This is a genomic window from Halomonas sp. EF61, assembly GCF_040147045.1.
GTDB classification, from domain to species: Bacteria; Pseudomonadota; Gammaproteobacteria; order Pseudomonadales; family Halomonadaceae; genus Halomonas; species Halomonas litopenaei.
In genome coordinates this window covers 1,422,283-1,442,272 of the sequence record NZ_JAMSHM010000001.1, presented here as the reverse complement: position 1 = coordinate 1,442,272, position 19,990 = coordinate 1,422,283, and the positions used below count along the sequence as shown (strand labels likewise).

20 protein-coding genes are annotated in these 19,990 nt (G+C 65.9%); 13 read left to right on the top strand and 7 right to left on the bottom strand.

All coding sequences use genetic code 11. The features are described 5' to 3' along the window. Positions 1-97 precede the first annotated feature (97 nt). From ribA to NFI08_RS06245, 5 genes are all read left to right on the top strand, one after another. On the top strand, positions 98-733 hold the full coding sequence (ribA, locus tag NFI08_RS06265; RefSeq protein ID WP_045993900.1) for a GTP cyclohydrolase II: 636 nt from the start codon (positions 98-100) through the stop codon (positions 731-733). An 84-nt stretch (positions 734-817) separates the two neighbouring features. Continuing rightward, the gene (locus NFI08_RS06260) at positions 818-1,102 is read left to right on the top strand and encodes a hypothetical protein (protein WP_045993899.1); all 285 of its coding nucleotides are present in this window, start codon (positions 818-820) and stop codon (positions 1,100-1,102) included. A gap of 174 nt (positions 1,103-1,276) precedes the next feature. Further along, positions 1,277-1,594: a hypothetical protein gene (locus NFI08_RS06255; RefSeq protein ID WP_108449474.1), complete on the top strand. Its 318-nt coding sequence runs from the start codon at positions 1,277-1,279 to the stop codon at positions 1,592-1,594. A gap of 282 nt (positions 1,595-1,876) precedes the next feature. Further along, complete coding sequence (locus tag NFI08_RS06250; protein WP_108131883.1) at positions 1,877-2,173, top strand: hypothetical protein; 297 nt, start codon at positions 1,877-1,879, stop codon at positions 2,171-2,173. A 204-nt stretch (positions 2,174-2,377) separates the two neighbouring features. Continuing rightward, positions 2,378-2,674, top strand: a complete 297-nt coding sequence (locus NFI08_RS06245) for a hypothetical protein (protein WP_349588081.1) — start codon at positions 2,378-2,380, stop codon at positions 2,672-2,674. Between the two features lie 217 nt (positions 2,675-2,891). On the opposite strand, the gene NFI08_RS06240 is transcribed toward NFI08_RS06245, so the two are convergent. Then, positions 2,892-4,442: a Na+/H+ antiporter NhaC family protein gene (locus tag NFI08_RS06240; protein WP_045993895.1), complete on the bottom strand. Its 1,551-nt coding sequence runs from the start codon at positions 4,440-4,442 to the stop codon at positions 2,892-2,894. Positions 4,443-4,750: 308 nt separating this feature from the next. Beyond that, the gene (locus NFI08_RS06235; RefSeq protein WP_349588078.1) at positions 4,751-5,830 is read right to left on the bottom strand and encodes an aldo/keto reductase; all 1,080 of its coding nucleotides are present in this window, start codon (positions 5,828-5,830) and stop codon (positions 4,751-4,753) included. Positions 5,831-5,953: 123 nt separating this feature from the next. Here NFI08_RS06235 and NFI08_RS06230 point away from each other — a divergent pair, with 123 nt between their 5' ends. After that, complete coding sequence (locus tag NFI08_RS06230) at positions 5,954-6,907, top strand: LysR family transcriptional regulator (protein ID WP_287163618.1); 954 nt, start codon at positions 5,954-5,956, stop codon at positions 6,905-6,907. Positions 6,908-6,947: 40 nt separating this feature from the next. On the opposite strand, the gene djlA is transcribed toward NFI08_RS06230, so the two are convergent. Then, positions 6,948-7,727 (bottom strand): co-chaperone DjlA, encoded by a 780-nt coding sequence (gene djlA / locus NFI08_RS06225; RefSeq protein ID WP_045993894.1) that lies wholly within the window; start codon positions 7,725-7,727, stop codon positions 6,948-6,950. 228 nt (positions 7,728-7,955) lie between these two features. Between djlA and NFI08_RS06220 the strand changes: the two genes are divergently transcribed. Further along, positions 7,956-8,138 carry a hypothetical protein gene (locus NFI08_RS06220; RefSeq protein WP_108131886.1) on the top strand — a complete coding sequence of 61 codons (183 nt, stop codon included), beginning with the start codon at positions 7,956-7,958 and terminating at the stop codon, positions 8,136-8,138. Between the two features lie 89 nt (positions 8,139-8,227). Here the strand turns inward: NFI08_RS06220 and dxs are convergent, their stop codons facing one another. From dxs to NFI08_RS06205, 3 genes are read right to left on the bottom strand one after another with little or no spacing between them, the layout of a single operon-like run. Then, on the bottom strand, positions 8,228-10,141 hold the full coding sequence (dxs, locus tag NFI08_RS06215; protein WP_253029317.1) for a 1-deoxy-D-xylulose-5-phosphate synthase: 1,914 nt from the start codon (positions 10,139-10,141) through the stop codon (positions 8,228-8,230). Between the two features lie 16 nt (positions 10,142-10,157). Beyond that, complete coding sequence (gene ispA / locus NFI08_RS06210; protein WP_253029327.1) at positions 10,158-11,027, bottom strand: (2E,6E)-farnesyl diphosphate synthase; 870 nt, start codon at positions 11,025-11,027, stop codon at positions 10,158-10,160. Between the two features lie 4 nt (positions 11,028-11,031). Continuing rightward, on the bottom strand, positions 11,032-11,310 hold the full coding sequence (locus NFI08_RS06205; protein WP_045993891.1) for an exodeoxyribonuclease VII small subunit: 279 nt from the start codon (positions 11,308-11,310) through the stop codon (positions 11,032-11,034). A 338-nt stretch (positions 11,311-11,648) separates the two neighbouring features. Here NFI08_RS06205 and serA point away from each other — a divergent pair, with 338 nt between their 5' ends. The 4 genes from serA (at position 11,649) to NFI08_RS06185 (ending at position 17,291) form a co-directional block, all read left to right on the top strand. Beyond that, complete coding sequence (gene serA / locus NFI08_RS06200) at positions 11,649-12,899, top strand: phosphoglycerate dehydrogenase (protein ID WP_108449470.1); 1,251 nt, start codon at positions 11,649-11,651, stop codon at positions 12,897-12,899. Positions 12,900-13,141: 242 nt separating this feature from the next. Further along, entirely contained in the window at positions 13,142-14,044 is a 903-nt protein-coding gene (locus NFI08_RS06195; protein ID WP_349588070.1) for a DMT family transporter, read from the top strand. A 282-nt stretch (positions 14,045-14,326) separates the two neighbouring features. Continuing rightward, complete coding sequence (locus tag NFI08_RS06190; protein ID WP_222568036.1) at positions 14,327-15,682, top strand: 8-oxoguanine deaminase; 1,356 nt, start codon at positions 14,327-14,329, stop codon at positions 15,680-15,682. A 259-nt stretch (positions 15,683-15,941) separates the two neighbouring features. Then, positions 15,942-17,291, top strand: a complete 1,350-nt coding sequence (locus tag NFI08_RS06185; protein ID WP_052704445.1) for a uracil-xanthine permease family protein — start codon at positions 15,942-15,944, stop codon at positions 17,289-17,291. A 96-nt stretch (positions 17,292-17,387) separates the two neighbouring features. Here NFI08_RS06185 and NFI08_RS06180 read toward each other — a convergent pair whose 3' ends face one another. Then, positions 17,388-17,951 (bottom strand): GNAT family N-acetyltransferase, encoded by a 564-nt coding sequence (locus tag NFI08_RS06180; RefSeq protein WP_349588065.1) that lies wholly within the window; start codon positions 17,949-17,951, stop codon positions 17,388-17,390. Between the two features lie 243 nt (positions 17,952-18,194). On the opposite strand from NFI08_RS06180, the gene NFI08_RS06175 reads away from it, so the two are divergent. Together NFI08_RS06175 and NFI08_RS06170 are read left to right on the top strand one after the other, a co-directional pair. Continuing rightward, positions 18,195-19,004, top strand: coding sequence for an enoyl-CoA hydratase (locus NFI08_RS06175; RefSeq protein ID WP_045993886.1), 810 nt, complete (start codon positions 18,195-18,197; stop codon positions 19,002-19,004). 123 nt (positions 19,005-19,127) lie between these two features. Beyond that, a complete protein-coding gene (locus tag NFI08_RS06170; RefSeq protein ID WP_108131892.1) occupies positions 19,128-19,964 on the top strand; it encodes an IclR family transcriptional regulator in 837 nt (278 codons plus the stop codon). The last annotated feature ends 26 nt before the right edge of the window (positions 19,965-19,990 follow it).

Genomic DNA, 19,990 nt, shown 5'->3' with positions numbered 1-19,990 from the left:
TGTGTCGTCGGCAAGGTGTCGTGAGCCTTGCACGACTTCCTGATAAACTGGGCGCCCCCTTGACGGCGCTGCCGTTGTTTCGACTCCGAGGTACCCCGTGACGATTCGCTTTATCGCCGCCTCTCGCCTGCCCACCCCCTGGGCGACCTTCACCATGCACGGCTTCGAAGACGAGGCCACGGGCAAGGATCATATCGCCCTGACCCTGGGGGAGATCGACGATGGCGCTCCTGTGCTGGGACGGGTGCACTCTGAATGCCTGACCGGCGACGCCCTGTTCTCGATGCGCTGCGACTGCGGCTATCAGCTTCAGGAAGCGCTCAAGCGTATCGCCAGCGAAGGCCGCGGTGTCATCCTCTACCTGCGTCAGGAAGGCCGCGGCATCGGCCTGCTCAACAAGATTCGCGCCTACCACCTGCAGGACCAGGGGGCCGACACCGTCGAGGCCAACGAACGCCTGGGCTTCGCCGCCGACCTGCGCCGCTATGACCTGTGCGTGCCGATGCTCGAACACCTGGGTGTCGAGGGGCTCAAGCTGATGACCAACAACCCGCGCAAGGTCGACGCCCTGACCCAGGCCGGCGTTCAGGTGGTGGAACGCGTCGCCCTGACCACCGGGCTCAATCCCCACAACGAGCACTACCTGTCCACCAAGGCAGGCAAGCTCGGCCACATGATGGCGCTGGGTGACTTTACCCAGGCTGACGACGTGGATATCGAAAAAAAGTCATAGGCCGCGTAAGGAATCCGGCCCACCCTCGACTCAAGATCAAACGCAACATTACGCTCCATTGATCTTGACCTTCGAGGTGCCGACATGAAACTCAAGCTGCTTTCGATTGCCGCCATTGCCGCCGTGACCACACTTCCGCTGACGGCCCAGGCCGACGCCCGTGCCACCGACCTGGCCCGCGCGCTGAACAGCCAACCCCTGTCCATGCGCGACGCCATGCCCCAGCAGGGCCATGAAGTGATCAATGCCCACATCGCCAGCGACAGCACCGAAGCCCTGCGCAAGGCTCGCCTGCGGCTGCAGTCTCGCCATGTGGAAATGACCGACTTCATGCTCAATCTCGACCTCGGTCGCGCCGCCACCAAGTAACAGCAAGAAAAAAATGCCTTTGTTTTTGCACCGCTACAGGCATACGACCGTTTTAATAGAGCCGCATTATCGAAGCCATAAAAGCGATTACCTGGCACTTTCGATAGAACGCTAACAAAATACACACATCGACAGCGGGTGACGCCACCCGCTGAAACCGGAAGGAGCTTCGACATGAAACCCACCTTGATCCTCGCTGCCCTGATCGTCGCCTCTCTGCCCGCTCTGGCCCAGGCTGCACCACCCAAGTACGCCCTGGCCCTGAACGAATCGCCCTTGACCGACCAGGCCCCGTTGGTCGATGACGTGTTGGGGCAGCAAGTTGCCGATGTCGAGCCTCTGGCTATCGGTGGTCAGCGTATCGGCAACACCGCCGCCTCGACCCATGATGGCAAGACGCTGGCAAACGCCAGGCTGCAACTGCATCGCGACCAGGCCCAGGCCACTCGCTTTCTGCAGCTGGACGGACGGCGTGTCGCGGTGACCATCTAGGCTGCGCTGTGTAAAGGCGACTTAGACCAAGGTCGCATCGGTATTTGACATTCCGTTAGCCTGTTAATATTATTGCCGCAAGTTTTCATGCAGTACCCGTTGGATACATCCTTCGAACGCAGGACAGAGTCAGCAAGGTCCAGGCAGACAAGGATGACAAGCTGCAGAAAAGGCAGGCCCTGAGGGGCCAAAAAATGCCACCAAAATTAAAACGACCGTTTTATTTTGAATCTGTCGAATTCAAGAGAGACAAGGGCCACGAGGCCCAATAGGAGAGACACCATGAAAGCCACTACCAAGATCGCCGCTACTGCCCTGCTCGCCGCTGCCCTGCCGCTGACCGCCCAGGCCGACCGCGCCAGCGACCGTGCCCAGGCGCTCAACGCCGAGCCGCTGTCCAGCCTCAGCGTCGCCGCCCTCGACGCCGCCCATCAGGTCGGCAACGCCCATATCGCCGACAACGGCAGCAATGCGATGGCCAACGCCCGCCTGGAGCTGCTGCGCGAACAGGCCAAGCGTACCGACTTCGCCATGAGCGAGCATGACCTGGACCTGGCCCGTCAGGCCACCACCGGCTAATTTTTGCCGACCAGATTAAAACGACCGTTTGACTTGGTGATGACCGGCAACGTCCAAATGACGCCCGGCGTCATCTCCAACAGACGATCGCGAAGGCCAGCAACAAAGGCCCTTCGACAAAGACTGCAAGACGACCGCTGAAACCGACATACGCGATGGCCAAGGGCTCACCCAGAAGCCCATCAGGCCTACAGGAGAGACACCATGAAAGCCACTACCAAGATCGCCGCTACTGCCCTGCTCGCCACTGCCCTGCCGCTGACCGCCCAGGCCGACCGTGCCACTGACCGCGCCCAAGCGCTCAACGCCGAGCCGTTGGCTCAGGTCAGCGCCAGCGCGCTGGAGGCCGCCCATCAGGTCGGCAACGCCCATATCGCCGACAACGGCAGCAACGCCATGGCCAATGCCCGGCTGGAGCTGCTGCGGGTTCAGGCCAAGCGCACCGACTTCGCCATGAGCGAGCACGACCTGGACCTGGCCCGTCAGGCCACCACCGGCTAAGCGCACCGATCCGATGGGTGTCCGCGGGTAAGGACCCCGGGTACCAACGCAGAGGCCCCGCCGACGTGATGTCGGCGGGGCCTTTTTATGTGCCGGGTCTTTTTGTGCTCGGCCTTTTTGTGCTGGGCCTGGGGGAGGGTCTACCGGTCACGGGGCCAGGTGCGGGACCAGGCACTCAGCGACCCGGCGATCCGGCGACCCGGCCATCGAGCCTGCGTCAGCGTGACTGAGGCGCGGAATCGACCTGCCGTGGCTGCCACAGCGCCTTCATCACCAGCGCGATGGTCAACATCACTGCGACGCCACTGATCGCCCCGATCCAGGTGGTACCGGTGACGCCGGCCACAAAGAAGGCCACCAGTCCTGCGACACCGGCTGTCACCGCATAGGGCAGCTGGGTGCGCACATGGTCGATATGGTCACAGCTCGACCCCGCCGACGACAGAATGGTGGTATCGGAAATCGGCGAGCAATGATCGCCGAAGATGCCGCCGCTGAGCACCGAGGCGATGGCCAGCGCCATGGGCAGGTCCATGGCCGCCGCCACCGGCATGGCGATCGGAATCATGATGGCGAAAGTGCCGTAGGAGGTGCCGGTGGTGAAGGCCACCACGGCGCCGATCAGGAACAGCAGCACCGGTACCAGGCTGGGCGGAATGCTGGCCTCGGTCAGGCTGACCAGGTAGTCGGCGGTGCCAAGCTCGGAGGTGACGCTGCCGATGGACCAGGCCAGCGCCAGAATGATGTAGACCAGGGTCATGCTCTTGATGCCCTCGACCACGATATCCATGGCCTCGCGGAAGTCGAACAGCCGCTGACTCATGCCCATGGCCAGCCCCGTCATCACCGCCACCAGGGTGGCGATCAGGATCGACTGACCGCCGTCGGCGTTGCCCACCGCGGTCACCAGGTCATTTTCCGGGAAGTTGCCGGTCCACAGAAACAGCGGCGGAATCATCGCCAGCAACACCCCGATCGGCACCAGCATGTTGCGCTTGCGAGCGGTGTCTTCCGGCGCCTTGAGCTCCATGGCATCGGTCTCGGAAGGCGGCTTGGCGGTGTCTTCCATCAGCTTGCCGGTCTCCCGGGCGCGACGTTCTGCCCGTGCCATGGGACCGAAGTCCCACTGGGTGACGACGATATAGAAGATCATCCCCAGCGCCAGCCAGGCGTAGAAGTTCAGCGGAATCGAGGACAGGTAGATCAGGTACTCCGAGCCGCTCACCTCCATCTCGCCCAGCTGAGTACCGATCAGCCCCATGACGAAGACCACCCAGGTGGACACCGGGCCCAGCAGGCACATGGGGGCCGAGGTGGAATCGACGATGTAGGCGAGCTTCTCGCGGGAGACCTTCATGCGATCGGTGATCGGTCGCATCACGCTGCCCACGGTGAGGGCGTTGAAGTAGTCCTCGAAGAAGATCAGCATGCCAAGGCCAAGCGTGCTGCCCTGGGCGCCACGGGCGCTGGCGACCTTGCGCGAGATGGCGCGGGCGATGGCGTGAGCGCCGCCGGTACGCTGCAGCACGCTGATCAAGACCCCGAACAGGCCACAGTAGATCAGCACGGTGGCGTTCCACTCGTCGCCGATGCTCGGCACGATAAAGTCAGAAAAACTGTTGTAGAGGCCGGCGGCAGGATTGTAGCCGGCGAGCATGGTCGCCCCGAGCCAGACGCCGCAGAACAGCGCGGGAATGACGTTGCGCGTCGCCAATGCCAGCAGGATGGCCAGCAGCGGCGGCAACAGGGATAAGAGTCCGAAGGACATCGGGAGTCTCCTGGGTTCTTGTCGGTCTTGGCCCGAGGGGATGACGCCGGACGGCGTCGCGCGGGCAGCGGGGCATCCTAGGCGCTTGCGGCACAAACGGCAACCGCGCTGTCACATCCCCGCAACCGCCGTTCCAGAAATACAAGCCAGCGCCGGCCTGCAGCTAGCTGACCACCCTGAAAATTCCCCTCGGACATCGGGTGACGGCGCCGACAGATACCTCCATCACCCCGCGACCCGCCTCCCCAACACCGACAGCCGATACCCTCTCTGGAGATACACCAGGCATCGCCCCGACGGCCCTCGCCTCAGTCAGGACGCCGCGTCTCCACCTCCACCCCCTTCATGCCCTCTGCCGTGTAGCGCTCGCCGGCAACGACGTCAGGCGCAAACCAGTTCTCGAGACGCTGCCTCTCCGTCGGGCTCAACGACAGCGCCAGTGCGCCAAGATTTTCCTCCAGTCGCGCCAGGCGACGGGTACCCGGTATCGGCACGATGTCGTCGCCCTGAGCCAGCAGCCAGGCCAGCGCGACCTGAGCCGTCGTGACCTGGCGTCCCTGGGCGAAGGCCTCAAGCTTTTCCAGCAAGTGACGGTTGAGCGCCAGGTTATGCTCCGTGAAGCGCGGAGCCTGACGACGAAAGTCGTCCTCACTCATGGCGTCGGTGGTGCGGATCTGTCCGCTTAAAAAGCCACGCCCCAGTGGCGAATAAGGCACCAGCGACACCCCCAGGCGACGACAGGCTGGCAGTACCTCGGTCTCGACACCTCGGCTCCACAACGAGTATTCGCTCTGCACCGCCGCGATGGCATGAACGGCGCAGGCGCGCTCCAGGGTCGACGCCGACACCTCGCACAGACCCAGCGCCCGCACCTTGCCTTCCGCCACCAGTTCGGCCATGGCACCCACGGTGTCCTCGATGGGCACCTGGGGGTCGAGACGATGGGCGTAGTAAAGATCGATGGTCTCGACGCCAAGGCGCTTCAGCGAGGCCTCGCAGGCCAGCTTCACGTAGTCCGGGCGGGTGTTGATGGTCCTGGCGTAGGCACCTGGCTCGCGCACGATTCCGAACTTGGTGGCGATGACGGCGTTCTCGCGACGCCCCAGCAACGCTCTGCCCAGCAAGCTCTCGTTATGGCCCTGGCCATAGGTGTCGGCGCTGTCGAACAGGCTGATCCCGCGCTCCAGCGCCTCATGGATCAGCCGCTGCGAGGCCTTGTCATCGCTCTGCCCGTAGAACTCGGACATGCCCATGCAGCCAAGCCCGAGCGGGAAGACGCGCAGTCCGCTGCCAAGCCGGCGCAAACTGGTCACGGCGGATGTGGTAACGGGGACGGACGCCGTATAGGTGGCGGTTGCGGGGGTCTGGCAAGTGTCATTCGAGGACATGTGAAGCTCCTGATCGCGGATGGCGGATACAGCACCACCATCTTCATCTCGGGTGCCGATCAGGAGAATTGCCGATATTTTGATACTCTGAAAGTATCAATCTTGTCCGCCAGGAGCGCCGCCGTGAACCCTGAATTCAGGAACCACCATCTTCTAGTGAGCTTTCTGGCCGTCGCCGATACCGGGCACTTTCGCGAGGCGGCGGCGAGGCTGCACATCTCGCAGCCACCGCTGACCCGCCGCATCCAGGCGCTGGAGCAGGAACTTGGCGTCTCGCTGTTCACCCGTACCACTCGCCGCGTGGCCCTGACGCCGGCAGGCGAACAACTGGCCCGACGCCTGCGGCCCTGCTTCGACGAAATTGAGGCCGCCTGCCAGGAAGCCCGGATGAGTCGGCAGACCACGGCTCCCATGGTTATCGGCATGACCCCGGCACTGGATGATAGCGTGCTTCCCTCGCGCAGCTGGCTGGAGGCACAGCTGGGACGCAGCGTCGAGATCGAACGACGCTCTTCGCGGGAACTGCTGACAAGACTGGCCAAACAGGACTACGACGCTGCAATCACCTTGCAACTGGCCCTGATCGGCCTGCCGAGCCAGCTGCCGCCGCAGGTGGAAAGTGTGGAGGTGGGACGTGACCCGCTGTGGGTAATCCTGCCCGAGGCAGGGCTGGACGGTAAGGGCAGCTACCAGGCCAGTGCCCAGGCTTCGCCTGTCGAGCTATGCGAGTTGGGCGACACTCCGCTGTTCTGGTTTCCCCGGCGCGACAACCCCGAGTACTTCGATCACTGCGAACGTCTGTTTCAACGCGCTGGCTATCGACCGCCACGACGGGAAGAGCCACAGGACCACCACCGGCTACTGGCCCGTGTGGCCGCCGGCGAAGGCATCGCGTTGGTGCCGCAGAGTTTTCTGGCCACGCGCCGAGACGGTGTCATCGCCCGGCCCCTGTCGGCCCGCTGGGCGGAACTGACCACCCGCATCGCCATCGCCTGGCGGCGTGACAATGACGATGCCCGGAACATCGCGCTGCGACTGGCCGAGGCTCTGCAAGAGCACACCCCCGTACAGCAATAGCCCCCGCGAGCCAGGCCAGCGCCACTTGGCCCTGGGGCCCTCAGGCCTGACCGCGGGCCTGGCGAATACGCTGGTAGGCGTTGCCGATCTCGACGGTGCGGGCCTCGGCGACCTCGCGCATGCTGTCGGGCAGGCCACGACTGGCCAGCTTGTCCGGGTGGTTCTCGCTCATCAGCTTGCGGTAGGCACGCTTGACCTCGGCGTCACTGGCCTCGTCGCTGACACCGAGTACCTTGTAGGCATCTTCCAGCGGGCTCTGGCTCTCCTGGGTCGCGCCGGCACCGTGGGAGGCGCCGCCCCGCAGCATGGCTTCGATCTGGGCGATCTCGGCCTCGCTGCAGCCAAGCCCGCGAGCCACCCGCATCAGCATGCTGTGCTCGGCCGGGTGCAGCACCCCATCGGCGGCGATGGCGGAAAGCTGCACCTGCAGGAAGATCTGGCGCAGCGCGCTGCGCCCGCGCGTCAGCCGGGCCACCCGTGCGATCTCGCCGTCGAGGTCGAAGTCACTGGCGCGCCCGCGCTCGAAGGCGGCGCGGGCGCTGGCACGGGTGCTTTCCGGCAGACGCAGACGCACCAGCAATTGCTCCAGCACCTGGCGCTCCTCGCCGCTGACCTGACCATCGGCCTGGCACACCGCCCCCATCACCGCGAAGGTGGAGTCCATGAACTGACGCTGCATCTCGGCCAGGCCCTTGCTGAGCATCAGACCGCCACGCAGGCGCCCGCCCAGCCACCAGCCGATACCGCCGCCGATCAGCATGCCCAGCGGCCCACCGGCCAGGAAGCCCACTACCGCGCCAATCACGATGATGGTCAGCATAAAATCCTCTCTTGTGCGCTACGTCGCCAAGCGGCGGCGCCACGTCTTTTTCTGTTTCGGCCCTGGCCAACCATCACGGCTATGCCAGGTCCCGCCAAAGGGGTATGAGCAGGCAGCATACCATCGCCGTCGAGCCGGCGGCGAAGGTCCAGCCTTCGCTGTTTCATCGAATGGTCATCTGCAAGCGCGACACTGCACGCCATTTCAAGCCGCTCGGTTCACACTCCCATGCGACTATCGATCACGCGCCTTGCCATCGTCGGCGCCATCGCTTCCGCCAGCATCAGCGTCAGTCTGGCTTCCAATGCTTCGGTATTCCCCTGGCAGGGCTTGCTGGGAGTGGACACGCCGCCATCTGACACTGCCAGGTCCGTCATCGAACGCCTGGTCGAAAGCGCCAGCCATCGCTGAGCCTGCTCCCATACGCCATCGGCCCCCTGGAGCGGGGGCCGATGGCATGACGGACATACTTGCGCCGTGCGCGACGCAGGCACCCTCGCTCAGCGCTTTCGGTGCTTGTCCAGACGGCGACGAATCGCCGCCTCGATACCCTCGGCATCGAGGCCACAGTCACGCAGCAGCTCCGCTGGCTTGCCGTGTTCGGCAAAGACATCGGGCAGGCCCAGGTTGAGCACCGGCACGGCGACACCCTCGGCCAGCAGCAGTTCGTTGACGCCACTGCCGGCGCCTCCGGCCACCACGTTTTCTTCCAGGGTGACCAGCAGGTCGTGGCCGCGGGCGGCCTCTAGCACGGCTTCACGATCCAGTGGTTTGACGCTGCGCATATTGATGTGGGTGGCGTCTAGCCGCTCGGCCACCACCCCGGCGGGGTCATTGAGGCTACCGAAGGCCAGCAGCGCCACGCCCTTGCCCTGGCGCCGCGGCTCGGCCACGCCGATGGGCAGCGGCTCGAGGTCGGCGGGAATGGGCACACCGGGACCGGTACCGCGGGGATAGCGTACCGCCGCTGGGCCCGGATGATGGTAGGCGGCGCTGAGCATGGCGCGACACTCGGCCTCGTCCGCCGGTGCCAGCACCACCATGCCCGGTACGCAGCGCAGGTAGGTCAAATCCAGGGCGCCGTGGTGGGTGGGCCCATCCTCACCGACCAGGCCGGCACGATCGATGGCAAAGGTCACGTCCAGCTCCTGCACCGCCACGTCGTGGATCAACTGGTCATAGCCACGCTGCAGGAAGGTCGAGTAGATCGCCACCACCGGCTTCATTGCCTCGCAGGCCATGCCGGCGGCCAGGGTCACCGAATGCTGCTCGGCGATGGCCACGTCGTAGTAGCGCTCGGGGTACTCCCTAGAGAAACGGATTAAATCCGACCCCTCACGCATGGCCGGGGTGATACCGATCAGACGTTCGTCGGCGGCGGCCATGTCACAGATCCAGTCGCCGAACACGCTGCAGTACTTCTTCTTCGGCGGCGCATTCGACGCGGTCGCCGGGGGCTTGGCCTTGGCGGCCTCCGGCGTCTCCAGCTTGGTGATGGCGTGGTAGCCGATGGGATCGGACTCCGCCGGCAGGAAGCCCCGGCCCTTGCACGTCTTCACGTGCAGAAACTGAGGTCCGTCCAGCTCACGCATGCTGGTGAGGGCATCGGTCAGGGCGTCGATATCGTGGCCGTCGATGGGCCCGACATAATTGAAGCCCATCTCCTCGAACAGGGTGGCCGGACTGACCATGCCCTTGACGTGCTCCTCGGTGCGCCGCGCCAGCTCCAGCGCGCCCGGCAGATGGGACAGCACCCGCTTGCCGTTCTCACGCATGCTCAGATAGGGCTTGCTGACCAGAATCCGTGCCAGGTAGCTGGCCACGCCCCCGACGTTCTCGGAGATCGACATCTCGTTGTCATTGAGCACGACCAGCAGGTTGGCGTTGACGTGGCCGGCGTGGGCCAGGGCCTCGAAGGCCATGCCCGCAGTCAGGGCGCCGTCTCCGATGACGGCACAGACGCGCCGCTCCTGCTTCTGCGTGCGCGCCGCCAGGGCCATGCCGAGGGCCGCCGAGATGGAGGTGCTGGAATGGCCGACGCCAAAGGTGTCGTACTCCGACTCGGCACGCCGGGGAAAGGCGGCCAGACCACCGTAGCGACGAATGCTGGTCATGGCCTCGCGGCGGCCGGTCAGGATCTTGTGGGGATAGGCCTGGTGGCCCACGTCCCACACCAGGCGATCGTGGGGCGTGCGGAAGGCGTGGTGCAACGCCACGGTCAGCTCGACCACACCAAGGCCGGCGCCGAAGTGGCCGCCGGAAACGCCGACGCTATACAGCAGGTAGGCGCGCAGCTCATCGGCCACGCGCTTGAGCTGCTCTGCGGTCATGGCACGCAGCGCAGCCGGGGTATCCAGAGTATCGAGCAGCGGTGTCGCCGGCCGCTCGGTGGGAATCGTGTCGAACAGCTTCATGTTAGCCCTGTGGTCGTCAGTGATCGCGCTCGATCATGTAGCGGGCAAGCCCGGCCAGAGGCGCCGCCGCCTCGCCCAGCGGGGCGATGGCGTCGAGTGCCTCGTCGATCAGCGCACCGGCCTTGGCTCGGGCGCCGTCAAGCCCGAGCAGGGCGGGATAGGTCGGCTTGTCGCGGGCCGCGTCGGCCCCCGAGGTCTTGCCGAGGGTATCGGTGTCGCCGGTGACGTCCAGCACGTCGTCATGCACCTGAAACGCCAGGCCCATGGCCGCAGCATAGGTGTCCAACGCCCCCAGACGCGAATCGTCCTCGGCCACCGCCACCAGTCCACCGAGGCGAACCGCGGCGCGAATCAGCGCACCGGTCTTGTGGCGGTGCATGGTTTCCAGCATCGGCAGGTCGGGACGTTCGCCCACCACCGCCAGATCCAGCGCCTGGCCGGCGGCCATGCCGTCGCGACCAGACGCCTTGGCCAGGGTCGCCACCAGGGCGCCCAGGCGGGGCGAGCGAGAGCTCGCCAATAGTTCGAACGCCAGCGTCTGCAGGGCGTCACCGGCGAGAATCGCCGAGGCCTCGTCGAAGGCCTTGTGCACCGTGGGCTGGCCACGTCGCAGGTCGTCGTCGTCCATCGCCGGCAGGTCATCGTGGACCAGCGAGTAGGCGTGGATCAGCTCGATCGCGGCGGCGGGGATATCCAGCTCGTCGTCGTCGGCCCCCAGCGCACGCCCCGCGGCGTAGACCAGGATGGGACGCAGGCGCTTTCCCCCGACCAGCAGGCCGTGGCGCATCGCCGCCTCGAGCCGGGGTTCGACGACGTGGCGCTGTTCAAACAGTCCCTCGAGGCAGCGGTCTACCCGCGCCCGGTCTGCGGCCAGGCGGGCCAGCATGGTGTCAGCGTTCACCCGGTTCCTCCCCGATATCAAAAGGCGACAGCTGCATGCCACCGTCGGCGTTCTCCGTCAGGCTGCGCACCTTGAGTTCGGCCTCGTCGAGCCGCTTCTGGGCATCTCGCGTCAAGGCCACGCCCTGCTCGAAGGCCTTGAGCGACTCCTCCAGCGTCAGCTCGCCGGACTCCAGGCGCTCGACCAGTGTCTCCAGCTGGGTCATGGCCGAGGCGAAGTCGAGCGACTCGTCATCTTTCTGTGTTGGCTGGCGGTCCTGCGTTGCCATGCGCCCCTCCAGGCGGCGGGTCAAAGGCTGACCCGAGATTGCGAGTTCACGGCCGACGATGGGCCACCCGGGAAACGCAGGCTCGCTGACGATGTCCGGCCTTTCCCCAAAGGGCGACAGTATACACGCTCTCCCCCCGGGGTCGTCTGCCCTGGCCCTTATCCGCGGCCCGCGAAGCGCCCCTCGAAAGGACGGCGGTACATGCAGATGGCTCATGCTGCGGTGCAAGGATTTTCAACGTGAAAATGCCGCCCTGTGGTACTCTATGGACCCTGATTTTTCGCCTGCCCCACCACACAGCCGCTGGCTGCCGCCAACTCCAAGAGGTTGATTCGACCATGGCCAAAACGTCCCTGGACAAGAGCAAGATCAAGATCCTGCTGCTCGAGGGCGTCCACCAGAGTGCAGTGGACAATTTTCTCAACGCCGGATACACCAATATCGAGCATATGCCGACCTCGCTCGACGAAGAGTCGCTGATCGAGAAGATCCGTGATGTTCACTTCATCGGCATTCGCTCCCGCACCCAGCTCACCGAGCGGGTGTTCGCGGCGGCCGAGAAGCTGGTGGCGGTCGGTTGCTTCTGCATCGGTACCAATCAGGTCGATCTCACGGCGGCGCTGGTGCGCGGCATTCCGGTGTTCAACGCCCCCTACTCCAACACCCGCTCGGTGGCGGAGCTGGTGCTGGCCGAGGCCATCATGCTGCTGCGCGGGATTCCCGAGAAGAACGCCCGTGCCCACCAGGGCGGCTGGCTGAAGAGCGCCAAGAACAGCCACGAGGCCCGCGGCAAGACCCTCGGTATCGTCGGCTACGGCAGCATCGGCTCGCAATTGTCGGTGCTGGCCGAGGCGCTTGGCTTCGACGTCATCTACTACGACGTCATCACCAAGCTGGCCATGGGCAACTCGCGCCAGGTCGCCAGCCTCGAGGAGCTGCTCGCCCGCTCCGACGTGGTCAGCCTGCACGTGCCCGACCTGCCGTCCACCCGCTGGATGATCGGCGAGGAGCAGATCAGCCTGATGAAGCCCGGCGCCATCCTGATCAACGCCGCCCGTGGCAGCGTGGTAGTGATCGAGGCCCTGGCCGAGGCGATCAAGGAAGGTCGACTCAACGGCGCCGCCATCGACGTCTTCCCGGTGGAGCCCAAGGGCAACGCCGACGAGTTCGAAAGCCCGCTGCGTGGCCTCGAGAATGTCATCCTCACCCCGCACATCGGTGGTTCCACCCTGGAGGCCCAGGAGAACATCGGCGTCGAGGTGTCCGAGAAGCTGGTGACCTTCTCCGACAACGGCACCAGCATCACCTCGGTCAACTTCCCCGAGGTCGCGCTGCCGGCCCACCCGGACAAGCACCGCCTGCTGCACATCCACGAGAACGTGCCCGGCGTGATGTCCGAGATCAACCGGGTGCTGTCGGAAAACGACATCAACATCTCCGGCCAGTACCTGCAGACCAATGAAAAGGTCGGCTACGTGGTCATCGACGTCGACAAGGCCTACGGCGGCCAGGCGCTCGAAGCCCTGCGCGAGGTGAACCACACCCTGCGCACCCGGGTGCTGTACTCCGAGACCAACTACGCCGACTGAGCGGCTGACGTAGCGCCTGCATGCGGCGAGCTATCCCGCACGCAGCTATCGCGCTCGGGATGACGATGAGGCGCCGCTCTCCTTCGGGAGGGCGGCGCCTTTTTACTCGCAGGCCTTTTTACTCGCTGCACGCTCACGGCCCCCGTTCCCGACCATCACAAGCCGACGCCCAAAAGCCTGTGGCGCAGCGAGAAAACGCCTATCCTGAGCGTCTTCCCGATGACCTCTTCAAAGGATGCACGATGCCAACCGGACTGGCCTATCTGATCGTGGTCCTGGTGTGGGCCTCCACCCCGCTGGCCATCAAGTGGAGCGCCGAGGCCGGCGCCCCCATCGGCAGCGTGATGCTGCGCATGGGCCTGGCGCTGATCGCCGGCGCTCTGATCCTGCTGGTGCTGAGACGCGGCGTCCGCCTCGATCGCCGCGCCCTTGCCAGCTACGCCGCCGCGGTGCCGGGGGTGTTCGGCGCCATGGCGCTGAGCTACCACGCCTCCCAGTTTCTGCCCTCGGGCCTGCTGTCGGTGATGTTCGGCATGGCGCCGTTGATCTCCGGCTTCATCCTGCAGGCCCTGCCCGGCAGCACCCGGCTCAGGCGCTGGCACTGGATCGGCTGCGGCCTGGGGGTGGCGGGGCTGGCGGTGGTGTTCGCCGACAGCCTGACGCTCGGCGGCGGCGCCCAGGTGCTGGCACTGGCCATGATGCTGTCGGCGGTGACCCTGTTCAGCGCCAGCGGCATCGCCGTGCAGCGGGTGGCCGCCGGGCTCGACCCCTTGCAACAGACCGTGGGGGCGCTGGCCGGCTCCATGCCCTGCTTTCTGGTGTTATGGCTCGCCAGCGGCGAACCGCTGATGATTCCACTCAGCCCCCGTGGGCTGTGGGCGGTGCTATACCTTGCGCTGTTCGGCTCGCTGATCGGCTTCCTCTGCTACTACCTGATCCTGTCTCGGCTGCACGCCGCCAGCGTCGCCCTGGTGACCCTGATCACCCCGGTACTGGCGCTGACCCTCGGCATGCTGCTCAATCAGGAAACCCCTTCGCCTTCGATGCTGCTGGGCGCGCTACTGATTCTGGTGGCGCTGGGTGCCTACCTGTTCGGGGACCGACTGAGCCGGCGCCGAGCCGCCCGCGCGGCCGCCAGGCCCTGAAGCAGAGGGACACTTGACAAGCCCTGACGTCACGGCCATTTTGTACACAATAACGGTCATATATTGCGCACCACAATGGTACACAGGTCGCTCGATATCGGTGCAGCGTGAACCGTGATACTGATGACGCTCACCGCCCTCGGCGGCTGTTTCTGAAGGCACCTGAACCAGGTATCCGCTACGCGACGAGCCCTCACCCTCCTTGACCAAGGGATGGCGTCGGGAGCAGGGCACGATGCTTGGGTAACCCTTCGCTCGGCGAAGCCAACCCAGGAGAACTGCATGAGCTCACATCCCCCCGTCACTTGGATCAAGCATCCACTGGCCGCCAGCGACCCTGACGCGGCCGGTGGTGTCGTCGTTCAGGACGGCCGGATCATCGAAGCCGTGGCCGCCGGCCAGACACCCCGAACCCGCGTCGAGCAGACCTTCGATGCCTCCCGCCACGTGCTGCTGCCGGGCCTGGTCAACACCCACCACCACTTCTACCAGACCCTGACCCGGGCCTACTCGCCGGCGCTCAACAAGGAGCTGTTTCCCTGGCTCACCACCCTTTACGACGTCTGGGCCAACCTCGACGAGGCCCAGCTGGCGCTGGCCAGTGAGCTGGCCATGGTGGAGCTGCTGATGAGCGGCTGTACCACCGTGGCCGACCATCACTACGTGTTCTCCGGCGCGCTCGAGCACGCCATCGACGTCCAGGTGGAGACCGCGCGTCGGCTCGGCGTGCGCGCCGCCCTGACCCGCGGCTCGATGAGCGTGGGGCGCGAGCAGGGCGGGCTGCCGCCCCAGTCGGTGGTGCAGGACGAGGCGACCATCCTCGACGAGAGCACCCGTCTGATCGACGCCTACCATCAGCGCGGCGAGGGGGCCATGGTGACCCTGGCGCTGGCGCCCTGCTCGCCTTTCTCGGTCAGCCGTGAGCTGATGGTCGACAGCGCTCGTCTGGCCGAGCAGAAGGACGTGCGCCTGCACACCCACCTGGCAGAAACCGAGGACGAGACGCAGTACTGTCAGAAGCTGTTCGGGATGCGACCGCTGGACTACCTCGAGGCCACCGGCTGGCTCAGCGATCGCACCTGGCTGGCCCACGGCATCCACTTCAACGACGACGAGGTCGCCCGCCTCGGCCAAGCCGGCACCGGCATCGCCCACTGCCCCTCATCCAACATGGTGCTGGGCTCTGGCATGTGCCGCACCCTAGAACTCGAGGCCGCTGGTTGCCCGGTAGGCCTGGCGGTGGACGGCTCGGCCTCGGCGGATCACTCCAACCTGGCCGAGGAGATGCGCCAGGCGATGCTGATCGGCCGCCTGCGCTACTCGCCCAGCCAGGTACGTCACCAGGACGTCATCCGCTGGGCCACCGAAGGCTCCGCGCGTTGTCTGGGGCGCAGCGACATCGGCGGACTGAAGGTTGGCCAACAGGCCGATCTGGCGCTGTTCCGGCTGGACGAGCCGCGCTTCTCGGGCGCCGAGAACCCGCTGGCCGCGCTGCTGCTGTGCGGTGCCCACCGTGCCGACCGAGTGATGGTGGCCGGCCAGTGGCGGGTGGCCGACGGCCAGCCGCTCGACGTCGATCTGGGCGAGCTGATGGCCCGCCACAACGCGGCGGCGGTGCGGCTAAGGCGTGCGGTCTAGGAGGCTCGGGGCGCGCCTGGACGCACACCTTCGAACAGGACGACGGGAAGACAAGAGGCAACAACAGCGAACGACGAACGGATCTCGAGCGCAGCGCGGCACCACGGGCCAGGGCCGACGCTGCCGCCCCCTGACAACGGTCGCCGTGCCACGGCAGTCAGCACAGACGGTCTGACACCTGTCACGGTCTCCGGGGTTTCGCCGCCGACGCTCCGACAAGGACGCCGGTGCTACAACGACAACAGGAGAAAACCCTGCCATGCCCACCCACGACTCCTCCGGGGACACCCTGGAAAGCGCATCTGTGCGCTCGACCCATGACGTCAACGCCATGCCGCCCCTGGGGCGCGCCATTCCGCTGGGCCTGCAGCACGTGCTGGCGATGTTCGTCGGCAACGTCACGGTGCCGATCATCATCGCCGGCGCCGCCGACCTGCCGGCGGACCAGACCGCCTTCATGATCCAGGCGGCGATGTTCGTGGCCGGTGTCGCCACCCTGGTGCAGTCGCTGGGGATAGGCCCCATCGGCGCCCGCCTGCCCATCGTCATGGGCACCAGCTTCGGCTTCGTCCCGGTGCTGATTCCCATTGCCGTGGGCATGGGGCTTCCGGCGGCCCTTGGCGCAGCCCTGTGTGGCGGGGTCGCCATGGCCCTGGTGGGCATGTTTCTGCCGGTGTTCCGGTTTCTGTTCCCGCCGGTGGTCACCGGCACCTTCGTGGTCATGCTCGGCACCCTGCTGATGCCGGTAGGCTTCGCCTACTGGGGCGGAGGCTTCGGCGCCGCCGACTTCGGCGCCACCCACCACCTGCTGCTGGGGGCGCTGGTACTGGTGGTGACCCTGGGCCTGCACCAGTACGGCCGCGGTATCTGGTCCGAAGCGGCGCCGCTGATCGGCCTGATCACCGGTTACGTAGTGGCCACCATGTTCGGCTATATCGACTTCTCCACCATCGGTGACGCCGACTGGCTGTCACTGCCGGTGCCGCTGACCATCGGGCTTGAATTCCATCTGGCGGCGATCCTGCCGGTGGTGCTGCTGGCCGTGGTCACCTGCGCCGAGTCCATCGGCGACATCGTCGGCACCACCGCCGGCGGCATGGACCGCGAGCCGACCCACAAGGAGCTCTCCGGTGGGGTCATGGCCGACGGCCTGTCCAGCGTGTTCGCCGCGATCTTCAACGCCTTCCCCCAGATCAGCTTCAGCCAGAACGTGGGCATGGTGGCGCTGACCGGTGTGGTCAGCCGCTATGTGGTGGCCATCGGCGGCGCCTTCCTGCTGCTGGCGGGCCTGATCCCCAAGCTGGGTGCCATCGTTTCCAGCATCCCCAATTCGGTGCTGGGCGGGGCGGTACTGATCATGTTCGGCATGATCGCCAGCGCCGGCATCAAGATGCTTTCCCATATCGACTTCAACAAGCGCAACATGGTGATCATCGGGGTCTCGCTGTCCGCCGCGGTGGGCCTGCCGGCCCAGGAAGGGCTCTACGCCAATCTGAGCGACAACCTCCAGGCCATCATCGAGTCAGGGCTGATCCCCGGCGCGCTGTTTGCCATCGTGCTCAATCTGGTACTGCCCAAGGCCGATCGGGTCTTCCGCGACAGCGTCTGACACGCCACACCGTCCCCTCGAGGACACCATGACGCCACTTTCGGGCCCGCCACGCGGGCCCGCTTCGTTTCCCCAGGACAGGGACGCAGCCCAGGCTCAGCAGCTTCTGACTTCACGGTAGCGATGACGCCTGTAGACCTTCACTCGCTGGCCCTCGAGCGTCGTCATCCCTTCCCACACAAAGCCCGCGTTCTGTGCCACTCGGCTCGACGGCACATTGGTGGGATCGACCACCGCCACCAGCGACTCGCAGTGGGTGATGGCAAAGGCGTGGGCCACCACCGCCAGGGCCACCTCGGTGGCAAGCCCTCTACCCCAATGATGCACGGCGTAACGATAGCCGATGGCCAACTCCCGCTCGCCGTCGAGGATCTCGTGATCGAAGCCGCAGAAGCCCATCAACGCTCGCGATACCGGGTGCACCACCGCCCAGTAGCCAAAGCCCTTGTCGGCGTAGCTCGCGCGACAGGCATCGAGAAAGCGACGGCTCCCCGCCATGTCCTGCACACCGTGGAGCGAGTGACGCATCACCCGGGGATCGGCCAGCAGTCGGCTCAAGCCAGGCAGATCATAGCGCTCTAGCGGGCGCAGCCGGCTACGCGGCGTGGCCAGCACGTCGCCCTGCATCGGCCTGGGCCTCAGCCTGTCGTCCTGCATCATGCGCCTCTCGCGTCGTGGATCGCTTGTGCGAATGTACGCCATCCTCCACGGCCATGACCACGGACGCTGGCCGCCAGCAAGCCGCCCCTGTCGTCGTCCTGGCGCTACTCTGACGCCGCTCTGGCGCCGCCCTGGCGTCAACCAGGGAGGCCAGGCCACTCTTCCCCTTTGGTCGAAGCAGGCCCCGAAAAGGCGTCATCACGCGCTAGGCTTGCGAAGTTTTCCCTCGTTGGAGCCATGACGATGCCCGCCTCACCTTCCGCCCAGCCTGACACCGGTGACCTCGCCGTGGTGCGTCACGATGATCGTGGGGTCGTCCATCTGACCCTCAACCGCCCGGCAAGCTTCAACGCCCTGTCCCGGGACATGCTCACCGCACTGGATGATGCCTTTGCCGCAATCGACCCCGATCCTTCGTTGCGGGCGGTAGTGATCGCTGCCGAGGGCCGCGCCTTCTGCGCCGGCCATGACCTCAAGGAGATGCGCGAGCTCGGCGACGAGGACGCCTATCGACAGCTCTTCGCCCAGTGCTCCCGGGTCATGCAGCGCCTGCAGGACTGTCCGGTGCCGGTGATCGCTCGAATTCAGGGGCTTGCCACCGCCGCCGGCTGCCAGCTGGCAGCCAGCTGTGACATGGCGGTGGCCGCCCGCTCGGCGCGCTTCGCCGTCTCCGGTATCAAGGTCGGGCTTTTCTGTTCCACCCCGGCGGTGGCGCTGACCCGCAATATCGGTCCCAAGCAGGCCGCCGAGATGCTGTTTACCGGCGAGTTCATCGACGCCGATCAGGCGCTGGAATGGGGCCTGGTCAACCGGGTCGCCGAGGACGACGCCCTCGACGACAGTCTCGAGGTGCTGCTCGACAGCCTGCGCGCCAAGAGTCAGGTGGCGCTGTTCACCGGCAAGGCCATGCTGGCCCGCCAGCGAGCCCTGCCGCTGGGCCAGGCCTATGCCTACGCAGGCGAGGTGATGGCCGCCAACATGATGGCCGAAGACGTGGCCGAAGGCATCGACGCCTTCGTCGCCAAGCGCGCCCCCCACTGGCGCCATCGCTGAGCGCCGGACCAGGCTCAGCCAAGGCAGGGCCGCTTGTGGAAGCCTTTTCCGCAAACGCGACAAGCGGCCGCGCCAACAGGTATGCTAAGGACTGTGCCAAACGGTTGACCCAGGAGATGCAAGGTGACGGAAAGCAAGCGCAGAACGGCCGGCCGACCGGCCAGCGGCAAGGCCAGCGGAGGCCACAGCCAGTCGCTGGTGCGGGGACTCAACCTGCTGGAATTGCTGGCGATGCACCCGGGCGGCCTGGCGCTGTCCGACATCGCCGAGCAGGCCGATCTGGCACCGTCCACGACCCATCGCCTGCTGCAGGCCCTGCTGAGCCAGGGCTTTATCACCCAGGACGAGGAACTCGGCGTCTGGCGCATCGACGTCAAGACCTTTCGCATCGGCAACAGCTTTCTCGAGGCACGCGACTTCGTTGCCACCAGCCGTCCTTACCTGCGCCGACTGACCCGTGAGACCGGCGAGACCGCAAATCTAGGCGTGCGTGAAGGCACCACGGCGGTGTTCCTGGCGCAGAGCGAATCGCCCCAGATGATGCGCATGATCACCCGTCTGGGCTCACGTGCCCCGCTGCACGCCTCGGGCGTAGGCAAGGCGCTGATGGCCTGGCTGCCCGACGATGACCTGGAGCGGGTACTGGCCGAACGCGGTCTGGACCGCGTCACCGTCAACACCCTGTCGAGTCCATCCGAGCTGCGTCGCGCCATGGCCGAGATCCGTGAACGCGGCTACGCCTGCGACCGCGAAGAGCATGCCATCGGCCTGCACTGCGTGGCCGCCTGCATCCACGATGAACTGGGCACGCCACTCGCAGCCATCTCGGTCTCCGGGCCGGTGGCGCGTATCCCCGACGAACGCCTGTCCCAGCTCGGCGAGCTGGTGCGCGCCACCGCCGCAGAAATTACCGCCCAGCTAGGCGGACGCATTCCCGCCGCCGAGGACTTCAAGCCCTGACGCCCGGGTTCACCGGCTCCCTCAAG